Below are 16,336 nucleotides of genomic sequence, written 5' to 3'. Positions count from 1 at the left end.
ACAATCCCATGGCTACTGCCGCCGTTATCGCCCCCGTTCGGCCAGCACTGCCGCTCGGCTGCACTTTCGACCCGGAGGACTGGTACGTCCTCGCCCGATACTGGTATCCCGTCGCCCTCGCCCGCGAGGTCGCCGACAGGCCCGTCGGCACCAGGCTGCTCGACCAACCGCTGGTGATCTACAAGTCCGGCGACGAGATCGTCGTCGCGACCAACGTATGCCCGCATCGCGGGGTGCCGCTCAGCCTCGGCACGCAGCAGGGCGACAGCGTGGTGTGCCCCTATCACGGTCTCAGGTTCGGGGGCGGCGGCAAGTGCGTCCATGTCCCCGCTCACCCCGCGCGCGACATTCCCGATCGACTGCACTTGCGCACGTACCCCAGCTTCGAGCGCTACGGACTGATCTGGACCTGCCTGGATGCCGAAGGGGAGCAGCCCGAAGCCGGCGACATCCCCGACATGCCGCATTGGGACGAACCCGAATTCCAGCAGATCACCTGCCCCTGGACCGACATCGGCGGCTTCGCCGGGCGGCAACTGGAAGGCTTCCTCGACGTCGCCCACTTCGCCTTCGTCCATACCGAGACTTTCGCCGATCCCGACAACGCCGAAGTGCCGACTTACGCGCCCAGGCGGACGGAATACGGCTTCGAGGCGGAATACTGGAGTTCGGTAGGCAACTATCCCATCGGCGTCTCGCAGCGCGGGGTTCCCGGCTTCGACTGGCTGCGCCACTTCCGCTGCCACCTGCCGTTCACGGCGACGCTGGAAATCCATTTTCCCGGCACCGACCGCCTGGTCATCATGAACGCGGCCTCCCCGGTGTCGGCCCGCATGACGCGGCTGTTCGCACCGATCGCCCGCAACTTCGACACCGACCTCCCGGTGCAGGACGTCTACGACTTCAACCAGCGCATCTTCGAGGAGGACAAGGCGATCGTCGAGGCGCAGATGCCCGAATGGCTGCCGCTCGATCCCACCGACGAAGCGCATATCCCAGCAGACATGAGTTCGATGACATATCGCCGCGGTCTCAAGGCCCTCGGGCTCAAGCGGTTCTTCGGGTACTGAAGCATTCTTGGGGTCGGTTTGGGAATCCGCGAAAAGCGCATTTTCCTAACCGACCCTCAGACGATCAGGCCGAGCCGCTGGACTTCGACCACGGCATCGGTCCGCTTGTTCACGCCAAGCTTGCGATAGATGTTGTTGAGGTGGAACTTCACCGCGCTGATCGAAATGTCGAGTTCGCGCGCGATCGCCTTGGTCGACTGGCGCAGCATGATGTGATGCAGCACCTGCAGTTCCCGCGCGACGAAGACGATGCCGCCCTCCGCCTCCTGCGCGCGCGCGGCGATCATCCGCCCGATGCTGGCGCAGAAGCTGCGCGTGCCCCGCCCGGCGGCGCGGTAGTACGGGGTGACCTTCAGGGCATCGAGCACCAGCACGAGCGCCGCCCCGTGATCGGCGAAAGGCTGCACGATCTCTTCCCCTTCCGCGAAAGTGACCGCGTTCTCCAGCTTCTTCACCGCATCTCCCGCCTGACCCCGCTCGAATTCGCTCACCGCCGCAAGCAGCAGCGCGCGAATGGCCAGGATGCGGCGGCCGGACCCGTTGGCCTGGTCCTGCAGGCCAGCGACGATCCGGTCGAGCGCGGCATGGTCGCCGCCCGCCAGCGCCCTGCGCGCATCCAGCAGCGCGACCTCGTCGCTTTCGCGCCAGCCGATCAGGCCGGGTGCGTCCAGATGCCCGGCCTCGCCATCCGCCGCTGCCCCGCTCGACAGGACGCCCGCGCGCAGGATGCGGCAGTACCGCTCGACATCGGCAAGGCCGCGCCCGCGCATCAACCGGATGGCCCTGTCCAGCAGGGCCAGCGCACGGGCCTGGTCGCCCCCCGCCATCGCCGCGTGCGCGCCCACGCGGTAGCCGATCACGAAAGCGTCGGGCCAGCCGTCGCAGGCTTCCAGATCGCGCAAGGCGGCATCGACGCGGTCCACCAGCCCTTCGGTGCGGCCCTGCTCGAACTCGACTTCGCACAGCACGCATTCGGCCACCGCCATCAGCCCGGCATCGTCGGGCATGGCGCGCGTTATCAGCAATTGCGCTTCCGAAGCCAGCGCGCCCGCGCGTGACAGCCGCCCTGATGCCAGCGCGATCATCGCATCGACCAGCAGCGCGGAACCGAGGCCGTAGTAGCTGGTCGCGCGCTCGTACTTGTTGCGCGATATCCCGATCTGCTCCTGCGCCAGGGCGATCTCCCCGCGCCGCAGGAAGTGCAGGCTGCGCAGCGCGGACACGAACGCGGCATTGGTCAGGTCATTGGTGTAGGTGGACCAGAAATAGCCCTCCGCCAGTTGTGCCTCGGTCAGTTCGGCATGGGCGTGGAACGCCAGGACGTGCTGCGCGATCACGAAGTCGGCGTAGACGCGCGACAGCGAGGGCGACTGGTAGGCCATGTCCTCGCTCAGGGTTTCGCGCGTGGAGTCCAGCAGGCGGCGCGCTTCCGGGAAACGGCCCTCCTTCATCGCCACGATCGCCTGGTTGATGCGGATCTGGGCGGACTGCTCCGCCGCTTCCGGGGTCAGCCGGGCCATCGCCGTGCGCAGACGGCTGTAGCCCGAGGCCCGCAGCAGTTCGGTGCTGGTGAACGTCTCGAACGCCATCCGGGCGAGGCCGTCGTCGCCGGTATCCTGCACCAGCGCGATCGCCGCTTCGGGGGCACGCCGCTCGGCATGGTAGAGCAAGGCCTGGCGATAGGCCCGGTCGCGGCCCGCGGGATCCTCGCTCTCCAGCCGCCGCAGGGCGAAGGCCCGCAGCAGCGGATGAACCGACAGGCCCCCGTCCCGCCCGCGCCGGGCCGTGCCCAGCGGCGCGAGCGCCTCGATCTCCTGCAGCACCGGATAGACCGGATGCGGGGCGAGAACCCCCGCCAGGAACCGCTCGTCCACCGTTTCGAGCATCGCGGTGTCTGCCAGCGCCTTGCGCGCCTGCGCCGACAGGCCCTGCCAGAGCCCCGCGTCGATCGCCGCTTCCAGCAGCCCTCCGGCGTGATCCAGCAACCGGTCGGCGCCCGCTTCGCCTGCAGGCAGCGCCGCCGCCACGGCTTCGGCCAGCGGCCAGCCCCCGGCACAACCGTCTTGCGCGGCGCCGCCGCGATACCGCTGCGCTTCCTCGGCGGTGAACAGCAGGGCAGCGGGATCGAGCGTGCGCACGAGATGCGGTGAACGCAGGCAGGCCAGCATCGCCGCGTTGGGCCGGCGCGCGATCAGCCAGACCTGCAGGGCCGGCCCGGTCCAGTGCACCAGATCGCCAAGCACGCGCCCCAAGGCGCCGATGTCCAGCGCATTGGCATCGACGACGAGGACGACGGCGCCGCTGGACGCGCGAAAATGCCGTTCCACCCGGCGCAGCGGCTCGCCCGCGTTCTCGTCGATGACGCCGTGCTCGCTCGTGGCATCGGGGATCAGCGCCCCGGCCAGCGCGCGCGCGAACGCCGCTTCGTCGGCGAGGTCGGCCGGATGCACCGTGAGCCAGCGGAACTGCCGCGCGGGCGATCGGCGCGCCAGCGCGTAAGTCGCCAGCAATGTGGTCTTGCCGAGCCCGGTCGGGCCATGAAGCTGCACCACGCGCTCGGTGCCCTGCACGTCGAGCAGCGCCCCCAGCCGTTCGAGCCGCAAGTCGATGGTGAAAGGCGTCGGCAGATCGGGAGCCTCGGCAGAGTGGACCACGGCGGAATGGACCACGGCGGAATGATCGGGGCGATTTTCCGATCGCGCTGTCTCGGTCGCGTCATCCAGACCGGCTAGAGCGACGATACGCCCCGATACGGTCATGCCGTTTCACCGCCATGTCGGCAAAAATCGGGGTGTGCGGGCTTTCGCATGTGCGAAAGGGTATCGCCCTTTGCCCCCGTCATGCAAGCGGCCATGCGGCTCCGACTGGCCGAATCTGCATCATCCTGTCCGTTTCTCGCAGGTGCCATGCGAAAAGCCTCGGTTATCCTCCCCCTTGCGCCCCGGCGGGCGGCGAAAGGGTATTCGACGATGTTGATGGACGTGGCGATGCGCTATTTCTACGAGGCGGCGAGCCAGGGCTCGATGCGCCTCGCCAGCGAGAAGCTGGGGGTGGCGGTCTCCTCGATCAGCCGCCAGATCGTGCAGCTCGAAGGCTATCTCGGCGTCAACCTGATCGAGAAGGGTCGCCGCTCGGTGAAGCTGACCGAGGCGGGACAGCTCACTTACGACTTCCACCGCACCCACATCGCCGAGCTGGACGCGCTGCGTTCGCGCATCCAGGACTTGCGCGGGGTGCGCAAGGGCTCGATCCGGCTGGCGGTGGGCGAAGGGTTCCTGACCAGCGCCTTCTTCCAGACCATCGACGCCTTCCACAAGAAGAACCCCGGCCTGCACATCGACACCCACGTCGGCTCCACCAGCGAGATCGTGCGAATGGTGGAGGAGGACGAGGTGCATGTCGGCCTCGTCCTGCAGATCGAACCGGAGCCCAAGGTGCGCGTGCGCCTGTCGGTGGCGCAGCCGCTGATGATCCTGGTCCATCCCTCGCACCCGCTCACGCGCAAGAACCAGGTGTCGATCGCCGACCTGTCGCAGCATGACTTGTGCCTGCCGCCCAAGGGCTTTCGCATCCGCCAGATCCTCAGCCACATGGAGGCCGCCGCCGGTGCCTATCTCGAACCGGCGCAGACGACTTCGTCGATCGTGATGATGCGTGATCTCGCCTGCGAGGGCCGCTTTGCGACGGTGCTGCCGCAGATCGCCGCCTTCGGCGAGATCGCCAGCCGCCGCCTGATCGCCATCCCCTTCGCCGAGACCGAGGCGGAGCCGGTATCCGTCCACCTCATCACCCGCCTCGGCCGCCAGCTGGAAGGCGCGCCGGCCAAGCTGCTGACGGTTCTCGAAGCGAAGATGCGCAGCTGGACGCATTGAGTCTGTCAGGAAATTCGCCTGCGGCGAATTTCGCGGCACCGGCCCACGCAACGTCTTGTGCCCGCGCACGCAACGAACGGGCGGTAGCGTGTTGCCGACCTGTGAAAGGAAGACGATGAAGCCCGCCTACTGGCCGCCGGAGCGCCGCGCCCCCCTCCCCCCCGTGCAGCCCTGGACCGGGCCGAGCGAAGCGTTGATCCGCCAGCCGTCCGACCCCTGGGTGACTCCGGCCGAGATCGACGATCTCCAGACCACGCCGACGTACGAGGAGACCCGCGCGTTCCTCGTCCGGCTGGCGGAGGCCTCGCCGCTGATCCGGCTCTACGAATACGGCACTTCCGCCGAAGGGCGGCCGCTCACGCTGGTCATCGCCAGCACCGATCTCGACCGCGCCGCTGCGGCTCCGGACGGAGAAGGGCCGGTCCGCGTCTTCACCGAATGCGGCATCCACCCCGGCGAGATCGACGGCAAGGACGCCGGCCTCATGCTGCTGCGCGACATCGCGGTGGGCGGCAAGGCGGACCTGCTGGACGGCTGCGACTGGTACTTCGTGCCGGTGCTCAACCCCGACGGCCACGAGCGCCGCTCGGTCTACGCGCGCCCCAACCAGCGCGGGCCCGAGGAACAGGGCTGGCGCGCCTCGGCGCAGGGGCTGAACCTCAACCGCGATTTCGTGAAGGCGCACTCGCCCGAGATCCGCGCGATCATCAAGCTGCTGGGCTGCATCGATCCCGACCTGTTCATCGACCTGCACGTCACCGACGGCCTCGATTACCAGTACGATATCACTTACGGTTTCCAGGAAGCCCGCTACTCCGCCTCGCCCGAACTGAGCGCCTGGCTGGAGGACAGCTACCGCCCGCTGGTCGATGCGCACATGCGCGCGCTGGGGCACCTGCCCGGTCCGCTCATCCTTGCCGCCGACGATCGCCGGCCCGAACTCGGGCTGATGCTGCCCGCGTTCCCCCCGCGTTTTTCGCATGGTTACGGCGACATTCGCCACATCGCCACGGTGCTGGTGGAGAACCACTCGCTCAAGCCGGTGCGCCAGCGCGTTCTGGGCACGTATGCGCTGCTTGAGGCATCGTTGGGTGCCGCTAGGTGCCGCTCAGTGCCGCTGCGCGCCGCCTCCCGCGCCGACCGGGAACGCCGCGTGGCGGAGCCGGTCCTCACCTGGAACATGGCGCCCGAGCCGGTGCGGACCACGATGTTCCATCCGATCGCCTCGGAATTCTACGATTCCCCGGCAAGCGGCGCGCGCGAAGTACGCTGGCTCGGCACACCGCTTCCCGCGCTCGAAACCCCGGTTCTGGGCTCGATTCCGGGCCAGACGATCGCCCGCCCGCGCGGCTACTGGGTGCCCGCCAGCGAGTTCGACGTGCTCGACCGCCTGCGCGCCCACGGCATCGCGATGGAGATCGCCGAGGCATGGACCGAGGCGGAAGTGGACATGCTGCGCCTCGCGGATCTGGAGATGGCGGGCGGTGTCTCCGAACGCCGGATCGTCCTGAAGGCCAGCGTCGCAGGCGTCGAGCGGCGCGTCGAGAAGTTCGCCCCGGGATCGGCTTTTGTGACTACGGATCAAAGGCTTGGCGATCTGGCGATCCACATGCTTGAGCCGGTCTGCGCCGATTCCCTGTTCGCGCAAGGCTACGTCGCGGGCATGCTCGACCCCGTCGAATACCTCGAAGCCTACGTCATCGCGCCGATGGCCGACGAGATGCTGGCGACCGACCCCGACCTCAGCGCGGAATTCCACGCGAAACTGGCTTCGGACAACGCCTTCGCCGCCGACCCGATGGCGCGGCTGAAGTGGTTCTATCTGCGTTCACCCTACCGCGACGAACGTCACATGCTCTACCCCGTGGCACGCTGCCCCGCGTGACCGCCTCCCCCCGGACCATGACCCGGAAAAACCGTGAGGAAACAACAGTGAAGACTTTCCCCATCGCCGCAGCGGCACTGGCCGCCGCCGGTGCGCTTGCCGCCGCCCCCGCCTTCGCCGCCCCGCCCCCCGCCGGCGCGCAGGTCTTCGCGCGCAGCTGCGCGATGTGCCATACGACCAATACGGGCGGCGCCAACAAGCTGGGCCCTAACCTCGCAGGCGTTTCGGGCCGAAAGGCGGGCAGCATCCCCGGTTTCCGCTACTCGCCGGCGATGGCCAAGGCCGGCGTGACCTGGAATGCCAAGACGCTCGATGCTTTCCTGGCAAAGCCCTCCGGCATGGTGCCCGGCAACCGCATGGGCTTTGCCGGGGTCAAGGATCCGGCTCAGCGCGCCGCGCTGGTGGCGTATCTGGCGTCGCTGCCGAAGTAACCCTCTGCCGAAACATAAAAAAGGCCCGCCGGAGCGATCCGGCGGGCCTTTTGCTTTGCGTCATCCGAACCCTCAGCCCCCGCGCAGAGCCTCGGTCGCAGCCACATCGACGGCACTGCCGACGATCGCCACCTTGTACAGTTCCCGCGCCGCCTCGACCGAGACGTAGCCGTCGAGCACGTCGTCCAGCACCGCCGCCGGATCGCGCTCGGTCGCCAGGCCGTAGCCCGCGCCGCCCGCGCCGCGCGCGATGGCGCGGTCGCCGATCGCCACCGGCATGCGGTAGGTGCCCACGCGCTTTTCGGCATCGGAGCCCGCGCGCACGATCAACTCGTTCGTCTCGGGCTGCGCGCCGCCGCCCAGCGACCACGGCTTTTCCTTCGAACGCTTGGTGATCGAGAGGAACTCGCCGTCCTGGGTGAAGCGGATCAGGCGCTCGGTGCCCATGCCGCCGCGACGCTTGCCGGCGCCGCCCGAGTCGGGCTTGATCTCGAACTGCTCCATCATCATGCCGGTCTTCATCTCGATGACCTCGATCGGCGTGTTACGCACGAGGCTGCCCGAGATGTGGTTGGTGGCATTGATGCCGTCGAACTCGGCGCTGCCGCCCCAGCCCACCGGCTCGTTGTTGGAGACGGCGTACATCGACTTGGTGACCGGATCAGTGCCGATCATCATGAAGCCCAGCGTATCGCCGCCCGAACAGGCCGCGATACGTTCGGGCATGCCCTGCGCCAGCGCCTTGTAGACCAGTTCCAGCGCAAGGTGCGCGGGCCACTGGGTGAAGGTGGCGGCGGGGTACACCGCGTGGAACAGGTTGCCTTCGGGCGCGATCACCTTGAGCGCGCGGAACGAACCCGCGTTGTTGCGCTGCGACGCCGACGTCAGCGATTTCAGCACGAACTTGCAGATCGTCTCGGTCAGGCCGATCGGGATGTTGATCGGGCCGAGCACCGCCGGGGAGGAGCCCGAGAAGTCGCAGGTCAGGCCCTCGTCGTCGATCGTGACCTTGACGTGGATCGGCACCGGATCATCGCTGATGCCGTCGTCGTCGACCACATCGCCCGCTTCCCAGGTGCCGCGCGGCAGGTCGGCCAGCGCGCGGCGGACCAGCGCTTCGCTCGCCACCTTGATGCGGCCTACCGCCTCGTCGAAGGCGGGGCGACCGAACTTGCCGAGGATCGCGTTCAGGCGCTCGACGCCGGTGCGGGTAGCCGCCACCTGCGCATCAAGGTCGCCCATCACCGGCCCAGGCATGCGCGAATTGAACTTGATGATGTCGATGATGTCCTTCACCGGCGCGCCATCCCTGTAGATGCGGGTGCCGGGGAAGATCAGGCCTTCCTGGTGCATGTCGGTGGAATCGAGCACGTAGCCCGGGTCCTTGGCGCCAAGGTCCATCCAGTGCGCGCGGATGCAGGTATAGGCGAAGGGCTTGTCCTCGCCGTCGGCGAAGACCGGCGCGAACAGCGTGGCATCCAGCGCATGCGCCGAATTCCAGTAAGGGTAGTTCATGATGAAGATGTCGCCGGGGCGCATCGTCTCCGCGCCCGCGAACTCCACGCCCTTGCGGATCGCATAGTCGTTGGCGCCAAGGAAGAACGCCAGCCCCGGCGCGTCCGCGATCAGTTCGAGGTCGGCGTCGTAGATCGAGATACCGAAGTCCAGCACCTCGTAGATCACCGGGTTGAACGCGGTGCGGATCAGCGTGCGGCGCATCTCCTCGGCGGCGGAGACGAGGTAGCTGCGGATGACCTCTACGGTCGCGCCATCAAGCTTCGTTTCGGTGCTCATGCGGACTTCCTGCGGACGATGAGGTGGCCGTGCGGATCGACGGCGACGGTCTGGTCGGAATGGATGACGGTGGTGGTGGTGCCTTCCTCGACGATCGCGGGGCCGTCGAAGGTGTGGCCCGCGCCCAGCAGCTTGCGATCGTAGACCGCAAACGGGGTGCGCTCGCGGCGGGCGAAGCAGAACGCCTCGCGCGCGCCGATCTGCGCGTCCGACGCCGGGCCGGTGGCCTCGGGCACGATCGGCAGCGTGGGCTTGGGCATGACCGCGCTGGCGCGCACGCGCAGCGTGACGATCTGCACCGGCGCGGCAATGGCGTGGCCGTAGCGCTCGCGGTGGAGGTCGTCGAAGCGGGCGCGCAGCGAGGCGAGATCCTCACCCTCGGGCAGTTCGATCTCCAGCGCGTGTTCCTGCCCGGCATAGCGGCATTCGACGAGGCGCAGGAAGCGGCGCTCGGTCTGGGTGCCGCTCTGCCCTTCAAGCTGCGCGCGCGCGTCCTCGATGAGCGTCGCGAACGCCTCTTCCACCGGGCCCTGCGCCTCGGGTTCGAGCAGGCGCAGTTGGGTCAGCGCGACGTCGGTGACGATATCGGACATCAGCATGCCCCAGGCCGAGAACACGGCGGGGTTCTGCGGCACGATCAGTTCGGCGTTCATCACCTCACGGGCGATCAGCGGGGCGATCAGCGGCCCGGCGCCGCCGAAGGCGAGCATCGAGAAGTCGCGCGGATCGCGGCCGCGCTCGACAGTGATCTCGCGGATGGCACCGGCGGTGCGGGCCACGAGAACGTCGAAAATGCCCGCCGCCGCGCGGTCGATATCGATGCCGAGCGGCCCGGCAACGCGGTCTTGCATGCCCTGCCTCGCGGCGGGAACGTCGAGGTCGACGGTGCCGCCCAGGAAGGTAGAGGGGTCGAGGAAGCCCAGGATCAACGCCGCGTCGGTTGTGGTCGGCTCGTTGCCGCCGCGACCGTAGGCGATCGGGCCGGGCTGCGAACCGGCGCTCTGCGGGCCGACTTGCAATAGCCCTTCCTGCACCCAGGCGATCGAGCCGCCGCCCGCGCCGATGCAGCGGATGTCGAAGATCGGGATCAGCGCGGGAAGGTCGGCCAGCGGCGCCTCGTGCATGACCAGCGGCTCGCCGTCCTCGATGACGGCGGCGTCCAGCGAGGTGCCGCCGTAATCCAGCGTCAGCACGCGGTCTCGGCCGATCGCCTTGGCCAACTGGCCCGCGCCGATGAGGCCACCGGCGGGGCCGGACAGCACGGTATAGATCGGCGCCTGCCGCGCGGTCTGCGCGGTCATCGCCCCGCCTGCGGAGCGCATGATGAGCAGCTTGCCGCCGAACCCGTTCTCGACCAGCCCGTTCTCAAGACGGCCGACGTAATCGTTGAAGATCGGGTTGATGTAGGCATCGACCACGGCGGTCGCGGTACGCTCGTACTCGCGGTATTCGCGGGTGATCGCGCTGGAAGCGGAGACCGCCAGCTGCGGATAGGCTTCGCGGATGACTTCGGCGGCGCGCGCCTCATGCACCGGGTTGCGGTAGCTGTGCAGGAAGCAGATCGCGACCGAACGGATGCCCGCCTCGACCAGCTTGCCCGCAGCGTCCAGCACGGCGGCTTCGTCGAGCGGTTCCACCTCGTTGCCGTGCGCATCAATGCGGCCGCCGACGCCGAAGCGGTGGCGGCGCTTCACGATGCTCGCCTCGCGCTGGTAGCGGTAGTCGTACATCGAGGCGGCGGGAACGTCGGCGCGGCCGATCTCGAACACGTCGCGGAAGCCCGCATTGGTGATGATGCCGGTCTCTACCCCGCGCCGTTCGATCACCGCGTTGAGGCCCAGCGTGGTGCCGTGGACGAACAGTTCGGTGTCGTTCAGTGACACGCCGAGGCGGTCGAGCGCGGCCAGAACGCCGCGCACCGGCTCGTCAGGCGTGGTCGATGCCTTGGCGAGCCTTGTCGTTCCCGTTTCGGAATCGAACAGGATCGAATCCACGAATGTCCCGCCGATATCGACGGCGACGCGAAATCTCTTCATGCACTGCTTTCCCGGATTTGAATCCCTGAACTCGCCGCCGATGATATTGCGCAAACGGCACAAGTCTTCGCGAAATCATTGCATCCGGCGCAAGACCCGCCCTCACCCCTTTGCCCTGCGCGATACGTCTGACACCATTGAGCCATACCCGCCTTTCCGACGCGCCTCCCCGTGGCGGCGGGCACTGGAGACATTTTCGATAATGAAGCTGCTGCGCAAGATCGCCGGGATCGTCGAACGTAATCCCGAACGCCCGCCCCAAGAGGAGGAACTGCGCCGCTGGCCGTTCCTGACGATGGTGCTGATCGGCGTGTCGATCTCGGTCCCGTTCTTCGCGTTCGGCGGCCAGCTGGGCCAGCATGCGGACTTCACCACCGTCGCGATCGGCGTGATCCTGGGCAGCGCGCTGCTGGGCCTGTGGGGCGTGCTGACCGGCTATGTCGGCCTCGTCGCCCGCCTGCCCACCGCGATGATCATCCAGCGCACTTTCGGGCGGCGCGGGTCGATGGCGATCGTGGGCATGATGGTGCTGACCTCGTTCTGCTGGTTCGGTCTGCAGACGCAGATCCTCGTCAAGAGCCTCGCCGCGATCCTGCGCACCCAGCTGGGCTACGAACTGGACGAGCGGATCGGCGTCGTCCTCGTCGGCGCGCTGATCGCCTCGACGGCGGTGATCGGGGTCAAGGCGATGGGCAAGGTCGCCGTGGTCAGCGTGCCACTGCTGCTGATGGCGACGCTGGTACCGCTGGCGATCGGGCTGGACCGCCATGGTATGGCGAGCCTCTTCGCCGCCCGCACGATAACCGAGCCGATGGGCCTTGGCATGATCGTGTCGGTAGTCGTCGGCGCCGAAGTGTTCGGCTGCTCGATCAACCCCGACCTCAGCCGCTTCCTCAAGACCGGCGGCGACAATGCGACGGCGATGACGATCAACTACGCGGTGGCCTTCCCGCTGCTGCTGATCCTCGCCGCCGCACTGGGCACGCTTTACGGCAACGCAGACCTCGTCGCGACGATGCTGGCGGCGGGCATCGCGCTGCCTGGCACTCTCATCATCATCCTCGCCACCTGGACCAGCAACGACAAGAACCTCTACGCCTCGGCGCTGGCGCTCTCGGCGCTGTTCCCCAAAGTGGAGCGCTGGCAGCTGGCGGTCGTCGCGGGCGTGCTGGGCACCTGCCTCGCCGCTGCGGACATCCTTGGCCACTTCATCGTTTGGCTGACTTTCATGGGCCTGCTGATCGCCCCGATGTCGGGCGCCTATGTCGCCGACTTCCTGATGAAGCGGAGCCGCTACACCGACGCCAATGCATCGATCCCGGCGTTCCGCGCCGCGCCGCTCCTCGCATGGGTATTCGGCATCATCGTCGGCGTTGCGACGCTGCCGCGTGCCAACGTCGGGCTCGGGCTGTTCGACCTCACCCATGCGCCGACCGTCGATGCCCTGCTGGCGGCGATGGTGTTCCTGTTCGTCGCCGATCGCGTGACCGGTTCGCGCCCGGCGGCCGCCCTCACCTGAAAGACGGAGTTCCCATGACCGATTCCCCGATCACCCGCATGTTCGCGTGGTGGAACCAGGCCTTCGTAGCGCACGGCTTCACCACCGAAACCTTTGCCGAACACTTCACCGATGACGCCGACTTCATCGTCGACGGCGGCCTTCGCGCCACCGGCCCCGAAGCGATCGCCGCCCACTTCGGCCGCATCCGCGCCAAGTGCGACGCGGTGGAACTGGTGGTCCCCCCGGTCGCTACGCTGAGTGACGAGACGCAGGGATTCGTCCAGTACCGCTGCACGTTCAGCTCCGAAGGCAAGGCCGGTTCGGAAGTGTGCATGGCGCACGCCTTCTACCGCAACGGCAAGATTGCACGCTACGAAGTGATCAGCCGCGCCGAACAGGCCTGATCGGCAACCGGAGATCACCTCGTCCATTGCGAGCAAAACGAAACAACCCAGGACAGTATCACGCTGTCCTGGGTTGCTTCGTTTTGTTCGCAATGACGAATTTGGGGGCGATTGCGGCGCCCCACTCGTGCATTCACATCAGCGGCGCGAGGTACTTCTGCGCATCCGCTGCAGTGCGCAGCGGATCGGTGGGCACGTCGTATTCGACGAAGAAGTGCTCGATCCCCGCCTTTTCGGCGGCCGGGATGATGCGACGGAAATCGACGAGGCCGGTGCCCGGATCGCGAACGCTGCCATCGGCTGCGACGTCCTTCATGTGGACCATCTTGAACCGGCCGGGATGGCGCTTGAAGTAGGCCACCGGATCGACGCCCGCCTTGGTCGCCCAGGCAAGGTCCAGTTCGAACTTGAGCTTGTCCGGGTCAGTACCTTGCAGGATCAGGTCATAGGGCACGTCTGTGCCGACCTTGGCGAATTCCTGGTCGTGATTGTGATAGGCCAGCTGGAATCCACGATCGTGCGCGGCCTGCGCGGCGCGATTGAGCGCAGCGATAAGCTGCTTGATCTGTTCCAGCGACTTGAGCTGCGAGGGCCAGCTGATCTGCCAGACGATATACTTCTGGCCAAGCGGCCCGGCCTGCCTGGCGCAGGCATCGATCAGGCCCTCGACATGGTCGAAGTCGAACGCCTCGATGAACTTGCGCTCGAAGGTCGCGCGGTCGATGCGGCCTGCAACGCCATCGTCGAACACCTCGTAGAGGCCCGGCGGCATGATATGCTGCGAGGGCGAAACGAGACCGTTGCGGTCGAACACCTCGCGCACGAAGGCAGGATCGCGCCCGAAGCTGCCGAGCGTCTCGACCTCGCGGTACCCCATCTTCGCGACCTTGGCGACGGTGCCCTCGAAGTCGGTATCGAGCAGCGTCATCAGCGTGTAGAGCTGGATACCGATCTGGCGCTTGGGGCCACGCGCAAGGACCTGTCCGCCGGCCAGCATCGAACCAGCCGCCAGCATGGCCGCGCCGCCCATCAGGCCACGACGGGAAAGGGCGAAATCGGTCATCACAGCACTCCTTGCTTCATCTGGTCGGCCGCGAAGGCGGCGGCGCGCGCGGTCAGCGCCATGTAAGTCAACGACGGGTTCTGCGCGGCCGAGGCTGTCATGCAGGCTCCGTCGGTGACGAAGACATTTGCCGCGTCATGGCACTGGTTATGCGCGTTGAGAACCGCCTGCGCGGGATCGTCACCCATGCGCGCGGTGCCCATCTCGTGAATGGCGAGCCCGCCCGGGCCGAGCGTATCGCCGACCACGATATCCGTGGCACCCGCAGCCGCCAGCATCGCCCTGGCCTCGGCGGCCATGTCCTTGGCCATCGCCAGTTCGTTCTCGTGCCAGTGGAACTCGACGTGGAGCTGCGGACGGCCCCAGTTGTCGATCTGCTTCGAGAGGACAGCGCGGTTGTCCGCGTAAGGCATGCATTCGCCCATGCCGCCGATGAACATCTGCCACGGCCCCGGCTGGCGCAGCCGGTGCTTGAGCGACAGGCCGATGTCATCACCCTCGCCGCCGCGCGTCCACATCTGGCGCGAAGCACTGCCCTGATAGCCGTAGCCGCGCCGGAACGCGCGATCCGTGCCCGCAAGGTTCTGGAAGCGCGGAATGTAGATGCCGCTCGGCCGGTTGCCCATCGGCATGCGGTCGGTGAAGCCGGGGATCGTCGCCAGGCCGAACGGACCCATGACGTGATCCATCAGGTAACGGCCCAGCGCGTCCGAACGGTTGGCGAAGCTGCGTCCTGTATCCGCGTCGATCGAGTTGAGCAGGATCTGCGTAGAGCCCAGCGTCGAAGCGTTCAGGAACACCACCCGCGCCGAGACGGTGCTGCGGGTACGGCTCTTGGCATCGATGATGCGCACGCCGGTGACGCGCTTGGTCGCCGGATCGTGGACCAGCGAGTCCACCACCACATCGGTCATCACCTTGAGCCGCCCGGTCGCCGTCGCCGCGGGCAGGGTCGAGCTTTCGCTGCTGAAATAGGAGCCGGTCGAACAGCCGCGGATGCATGGCCCGCAGTAGTGGCACGGCTGGCGGTCGCCGATCGGCTGGGTCAGCACGGCGCTGCGCTCGTTGATGATCGGGCGGCCGCCGAACTTCGCGGCGACGGCGCCCTTCACATGCTCCTCGACGCAGTTCATCCCATGCGGGGGCATGAATTCGCCGTCGGGCAGCGAAGGGATGCCATCGGCATCGCCGTTGACGCCGATGAAGCGCTCGACATGCGAATACCACGGCGCAAGGTCGTCATAGCCGATCGGCCAGGGGATGCCATGGCCGTCCCTGCCCGCTTCCGAGAAATTGAGCGGGCTGAGCCGGAACGAGGCGCGGCCCCAGGTTATCGAACGACCGCCGAGGTGATAGCCGCGTATCCATGCGAAATCGGCCTCGGGGACGGTCTCGTAAGGGTTCTCGGCGTCGTTGACGAACCAGTGCGCGTTCGCGTCCGAAAGTCCCGCCATGCGCGACTGGACCTTGTAGTCGCGCGCATAACGCTGGCGGTCGCCGAAGCCGCGATAAGGCAACTCGTAAGGCGCGAGATGCTCGGTGACATAGTCGCTTGAGGGATCGACGTTGCGGCCACGCTCCAGCAGCAGCACGGAGAAACCGCGCTCGGTCAGTTCCTTGGCGGCCCAGCCACCGGAAATGCCCGAGCCGACGATGATGACGTCAGCATCCATCAGGCGCCTGCTCCACTGGCAAGGCTCATCGAAATTCCCCAGACGTAGAGCGAAGGCGCTTTGTCATCGGCACCAAAGGCCGCGCAGGCGTCATAGGCGCCGGGCACGAGGTTGAGATCCAGTTCTTGGCTCGCGCCGATCTCGCTGGTGTAATAGCCGTAGACGGTCAGCTTGCGCAAAGTCGGCGCCTTGAAACGCGCGCCGTCGTAGAGCGTGACCGCCGGGTCGCCGCCCGCAGCGAAGGCAGCAAGCACGAGGTCGAGTTCGGCATCGCAGCGGCGGCGTTCCTCGTCGTTCATCCAGTGCTGGTGCATCATCTCGATGAACCCGGTGACGCCCGCATCCTTCCCGCCGGGCGTATCGTCGGCAGGAATGACGAGGTCCACCAGCCGCTCCAGCGCCGCATGCCGTTCAGGCGGAAACGGTGTGTAGGACGGTGGCGGGGACACGGCCGGAGCGGTATCGCCGCCGCCCATCATGTGCCCGGCATGCTCCGCCATAGCTTGCGCGACGGCCGGCGTGCTGAACGCAGCGGCGGCGATCCACTTGAGAATATCCCTGCGGTGCAATGCCTTGCCTTATATCCTGTGATCCGAACGAACCGGGC

Annotated in this window: 12 protein-coding genes; 6 read left to right on the top strand and 6 right to left on the bottom strand. The window is 67.3% G+C overall.

Going from position 1 to position 16,336, the window contains the following annotated elements; genetic code table 11:
* The first annotated feature begins 8 nt into the window (after positions 1-8).
* The gene (locus V2S85_RS05250; RefSeq protein ID WP_330701816.1) at positions 9-1,070 is read left to right on the top strand and encodes an aromatic ring-hydroxylating dioxygenase subunit alpha; all 1,062 of its coding nucleotides are present in this window, start codon (positions 9-11) and stop codon (positions 1,068-1,070) included.
* Between the two features lie 56 nt (positions 1,071-1,126).
* Here V2S85_RS05250 and V2S85_RS05245 read toward each other — a convergent pair whose 3' ends face one another.
* Positions 1,127-3,829: a LuxR C-terminal-related transcriptional regulator gene (locus tag V2S85_RS05245; protein WP_330701815.1), complete on the bottom strand. Its 2,703-nt coding sequence runs from the start codon at positions 3,827-3,829 to the stop codon at positions 1,127-1,129.
* 210 nt (positions 3,830-4,039) lie between these two features.
* Here V2S85_RS05245 and V2S85_RS05240 point away from each other — a divergent pair, with 210 nt between their 5' ends.
* The 3 genes from V2S85_RS05240 (at position 4,040) to V2S85_RS05230 (ending at position 7,258) form a co-directional block, all read left to right on the top strand.
* The gene (locus V2S85_RS05240) at positions 4,040-4,942 is read left to right on the top strand and encodes a LysR family transcriptional regulator (protein WP_271184437.1); all 903 of its coding nucleotides are present in this window, start codon (positions 4,040-4,042) and stop codon (positions 4,940-4,942) included.
* Positions 4,943-5,057: 115 nt separating this feature from the next.
* Complete coding sequence (locus V2S85_RS05235; RefSeq protein ID WP_330701814.1) at positions 5,058-6,827, top strand: M14 family metallopeptidase; 1,770 nt, start codon at positions 5,058-5,060, stop codon at positions 6,825-6,827.
* 47 nt (positions 6,828-6,874) lie between these two features.
* The gene (locus tag V2S85_RS05230) at positions 6,875-7,258 is read left to right on the top strand and encodes a c-type cytochrome (protein WP_271184435.1); all 384 of its coding nucleotides are present in this window, start codon (positions 6,875-6,877) and stop codon (positions 7,256-7,258) included.
* 72 nt (positions 7,259-7,330) lie between these two features.
* On the opposite strand, the gene V2S85_RS05225 is transcribed toward V2S85_RS05230, so the two are convergent.
* The gene (locus V2S85_RS05225; RefSeq protein ID WP_330701813.1) at positions 7,331-9,052 is read right to left on the bottom strand and encodes a hydantoinase B/oxoprolinase family protein; all 1,722 of its coding nucleotides are present in this window, start codon (positions 9,050-9,052) and stop codon (positions 7,331-7,333) included.
* Entirely contained in the window at positions 9,049-11,088 is a 2,040-nt protein-coding gene (locus V2S85_RS05220) for a hydantoinase/oxoprolinase family protein (protein ID WP_330701812.1), read from the bottom strand. The genes V2S85_RS05225 and V2S85_RS05220 overlap by 4 nt, the downstream gene beginning before the upstream one ends.
* Positions 11,089-11,290: 202 nt before the next feature.
* On the opposite strand from V2S85_RS05220, the gene V2S85_RS05215 reads away from it, so the two are divergent.
* Both V2S85_RS05215 and V2S85_RS05210 read left to right on the top strand, forming a co-directional pair.
* Complete coding sequence (locus V2S85_RS05215; protein ID WP_330701811.1) at positions 11,291-12,607, top strand: purine-cytosine permease family protein; 1,317 nt, start codon at positions 11,291-11,293, stop codon at positions 12,605-12,607.
* Positions 12,608-12,621: 14 nt separating this feature from the next.
* Positions 12,622-12,993: a nuclear transport factor 2 family protein gene (locus V2S85_RS05210; RefSeq protein ID WP_330701810.1), complete on the top strand. Its 372-nt coding sequence runs from the start codon at positions 12,622-12,624 to the stop codon at positions 12,991-12,993.
* 133 nt (positions 12,994-13,126) lie between these two features.
* Here V2S85_RS05210 and V2S85_RS05205 read toward each other — a convergent pair whose 3' ends face one another.
* Genes V2S85_RS05205 through V2S85_RS05195 form a run of 3 tightly spaced genes read right to left on the bottom strand, consistent with a single transcriptional unit; the run spans position 13,127 to position 16,298 of the window.
* On the bottom strand, positions 13,127-14,056 hold the full coding sequence (locus V2S85_RS05205; RefSeq protein WP_330701809.1) for a sugar phosphate isomerase/epimerase: 930 nt from the start codon (positions 14,054-14,056) through the stop codon (positions 13,127-13,129).
* Positions 14,056-15,729 carry a GMC family oxidoreductase gene (locus tag V2S85_RS05200; RefSeq protein WP_330701808.1) on the bottom strand — a complete coding sequence of 558 codons (1,674 nt, stop codon included), beginning with the start codon at positions 15,727-15,729 and terminating at the stop codon, positions 14,056-14,058. The genes V2S85_RS05205 and V2S85_RS05200 overlap by 1 nt, the downstream gene beginning before the upstream one ends.
* The gene (locus tag V2S85_RS05195) at positions 15,729-16,298 is read right to left on the bottom strand and encodes a gluconate 2-dehydrogenase subunit 3 family protein (protein ID WP_330701807.1); all 570 of its coding nucleotides are present in this window, start codon (positions 16,296-16,298) and stop codon (positions 15,729-15,731) included. Before V2S85_RS05195 ends, V2S85_RS05200 begins: the two co-directional genes overlap by 1 nt.
* Positions 16,299-16,336: the final 38 nt, after the last annotated feature.

This window comes from Novosphingobium resinovorum, assembly GCF_036352595.1.
Taxonomy (GTDB): Bacteria; Pseudomonadota; Alphaproteobacteria; order Sphingomonadales; family Sphingomonadaceae; genus Novosphingobium; species Novosphingobium resinovorum_B.
This window is presented reverse-complemented; position numbering and strand designations above follow the sequence as displayed.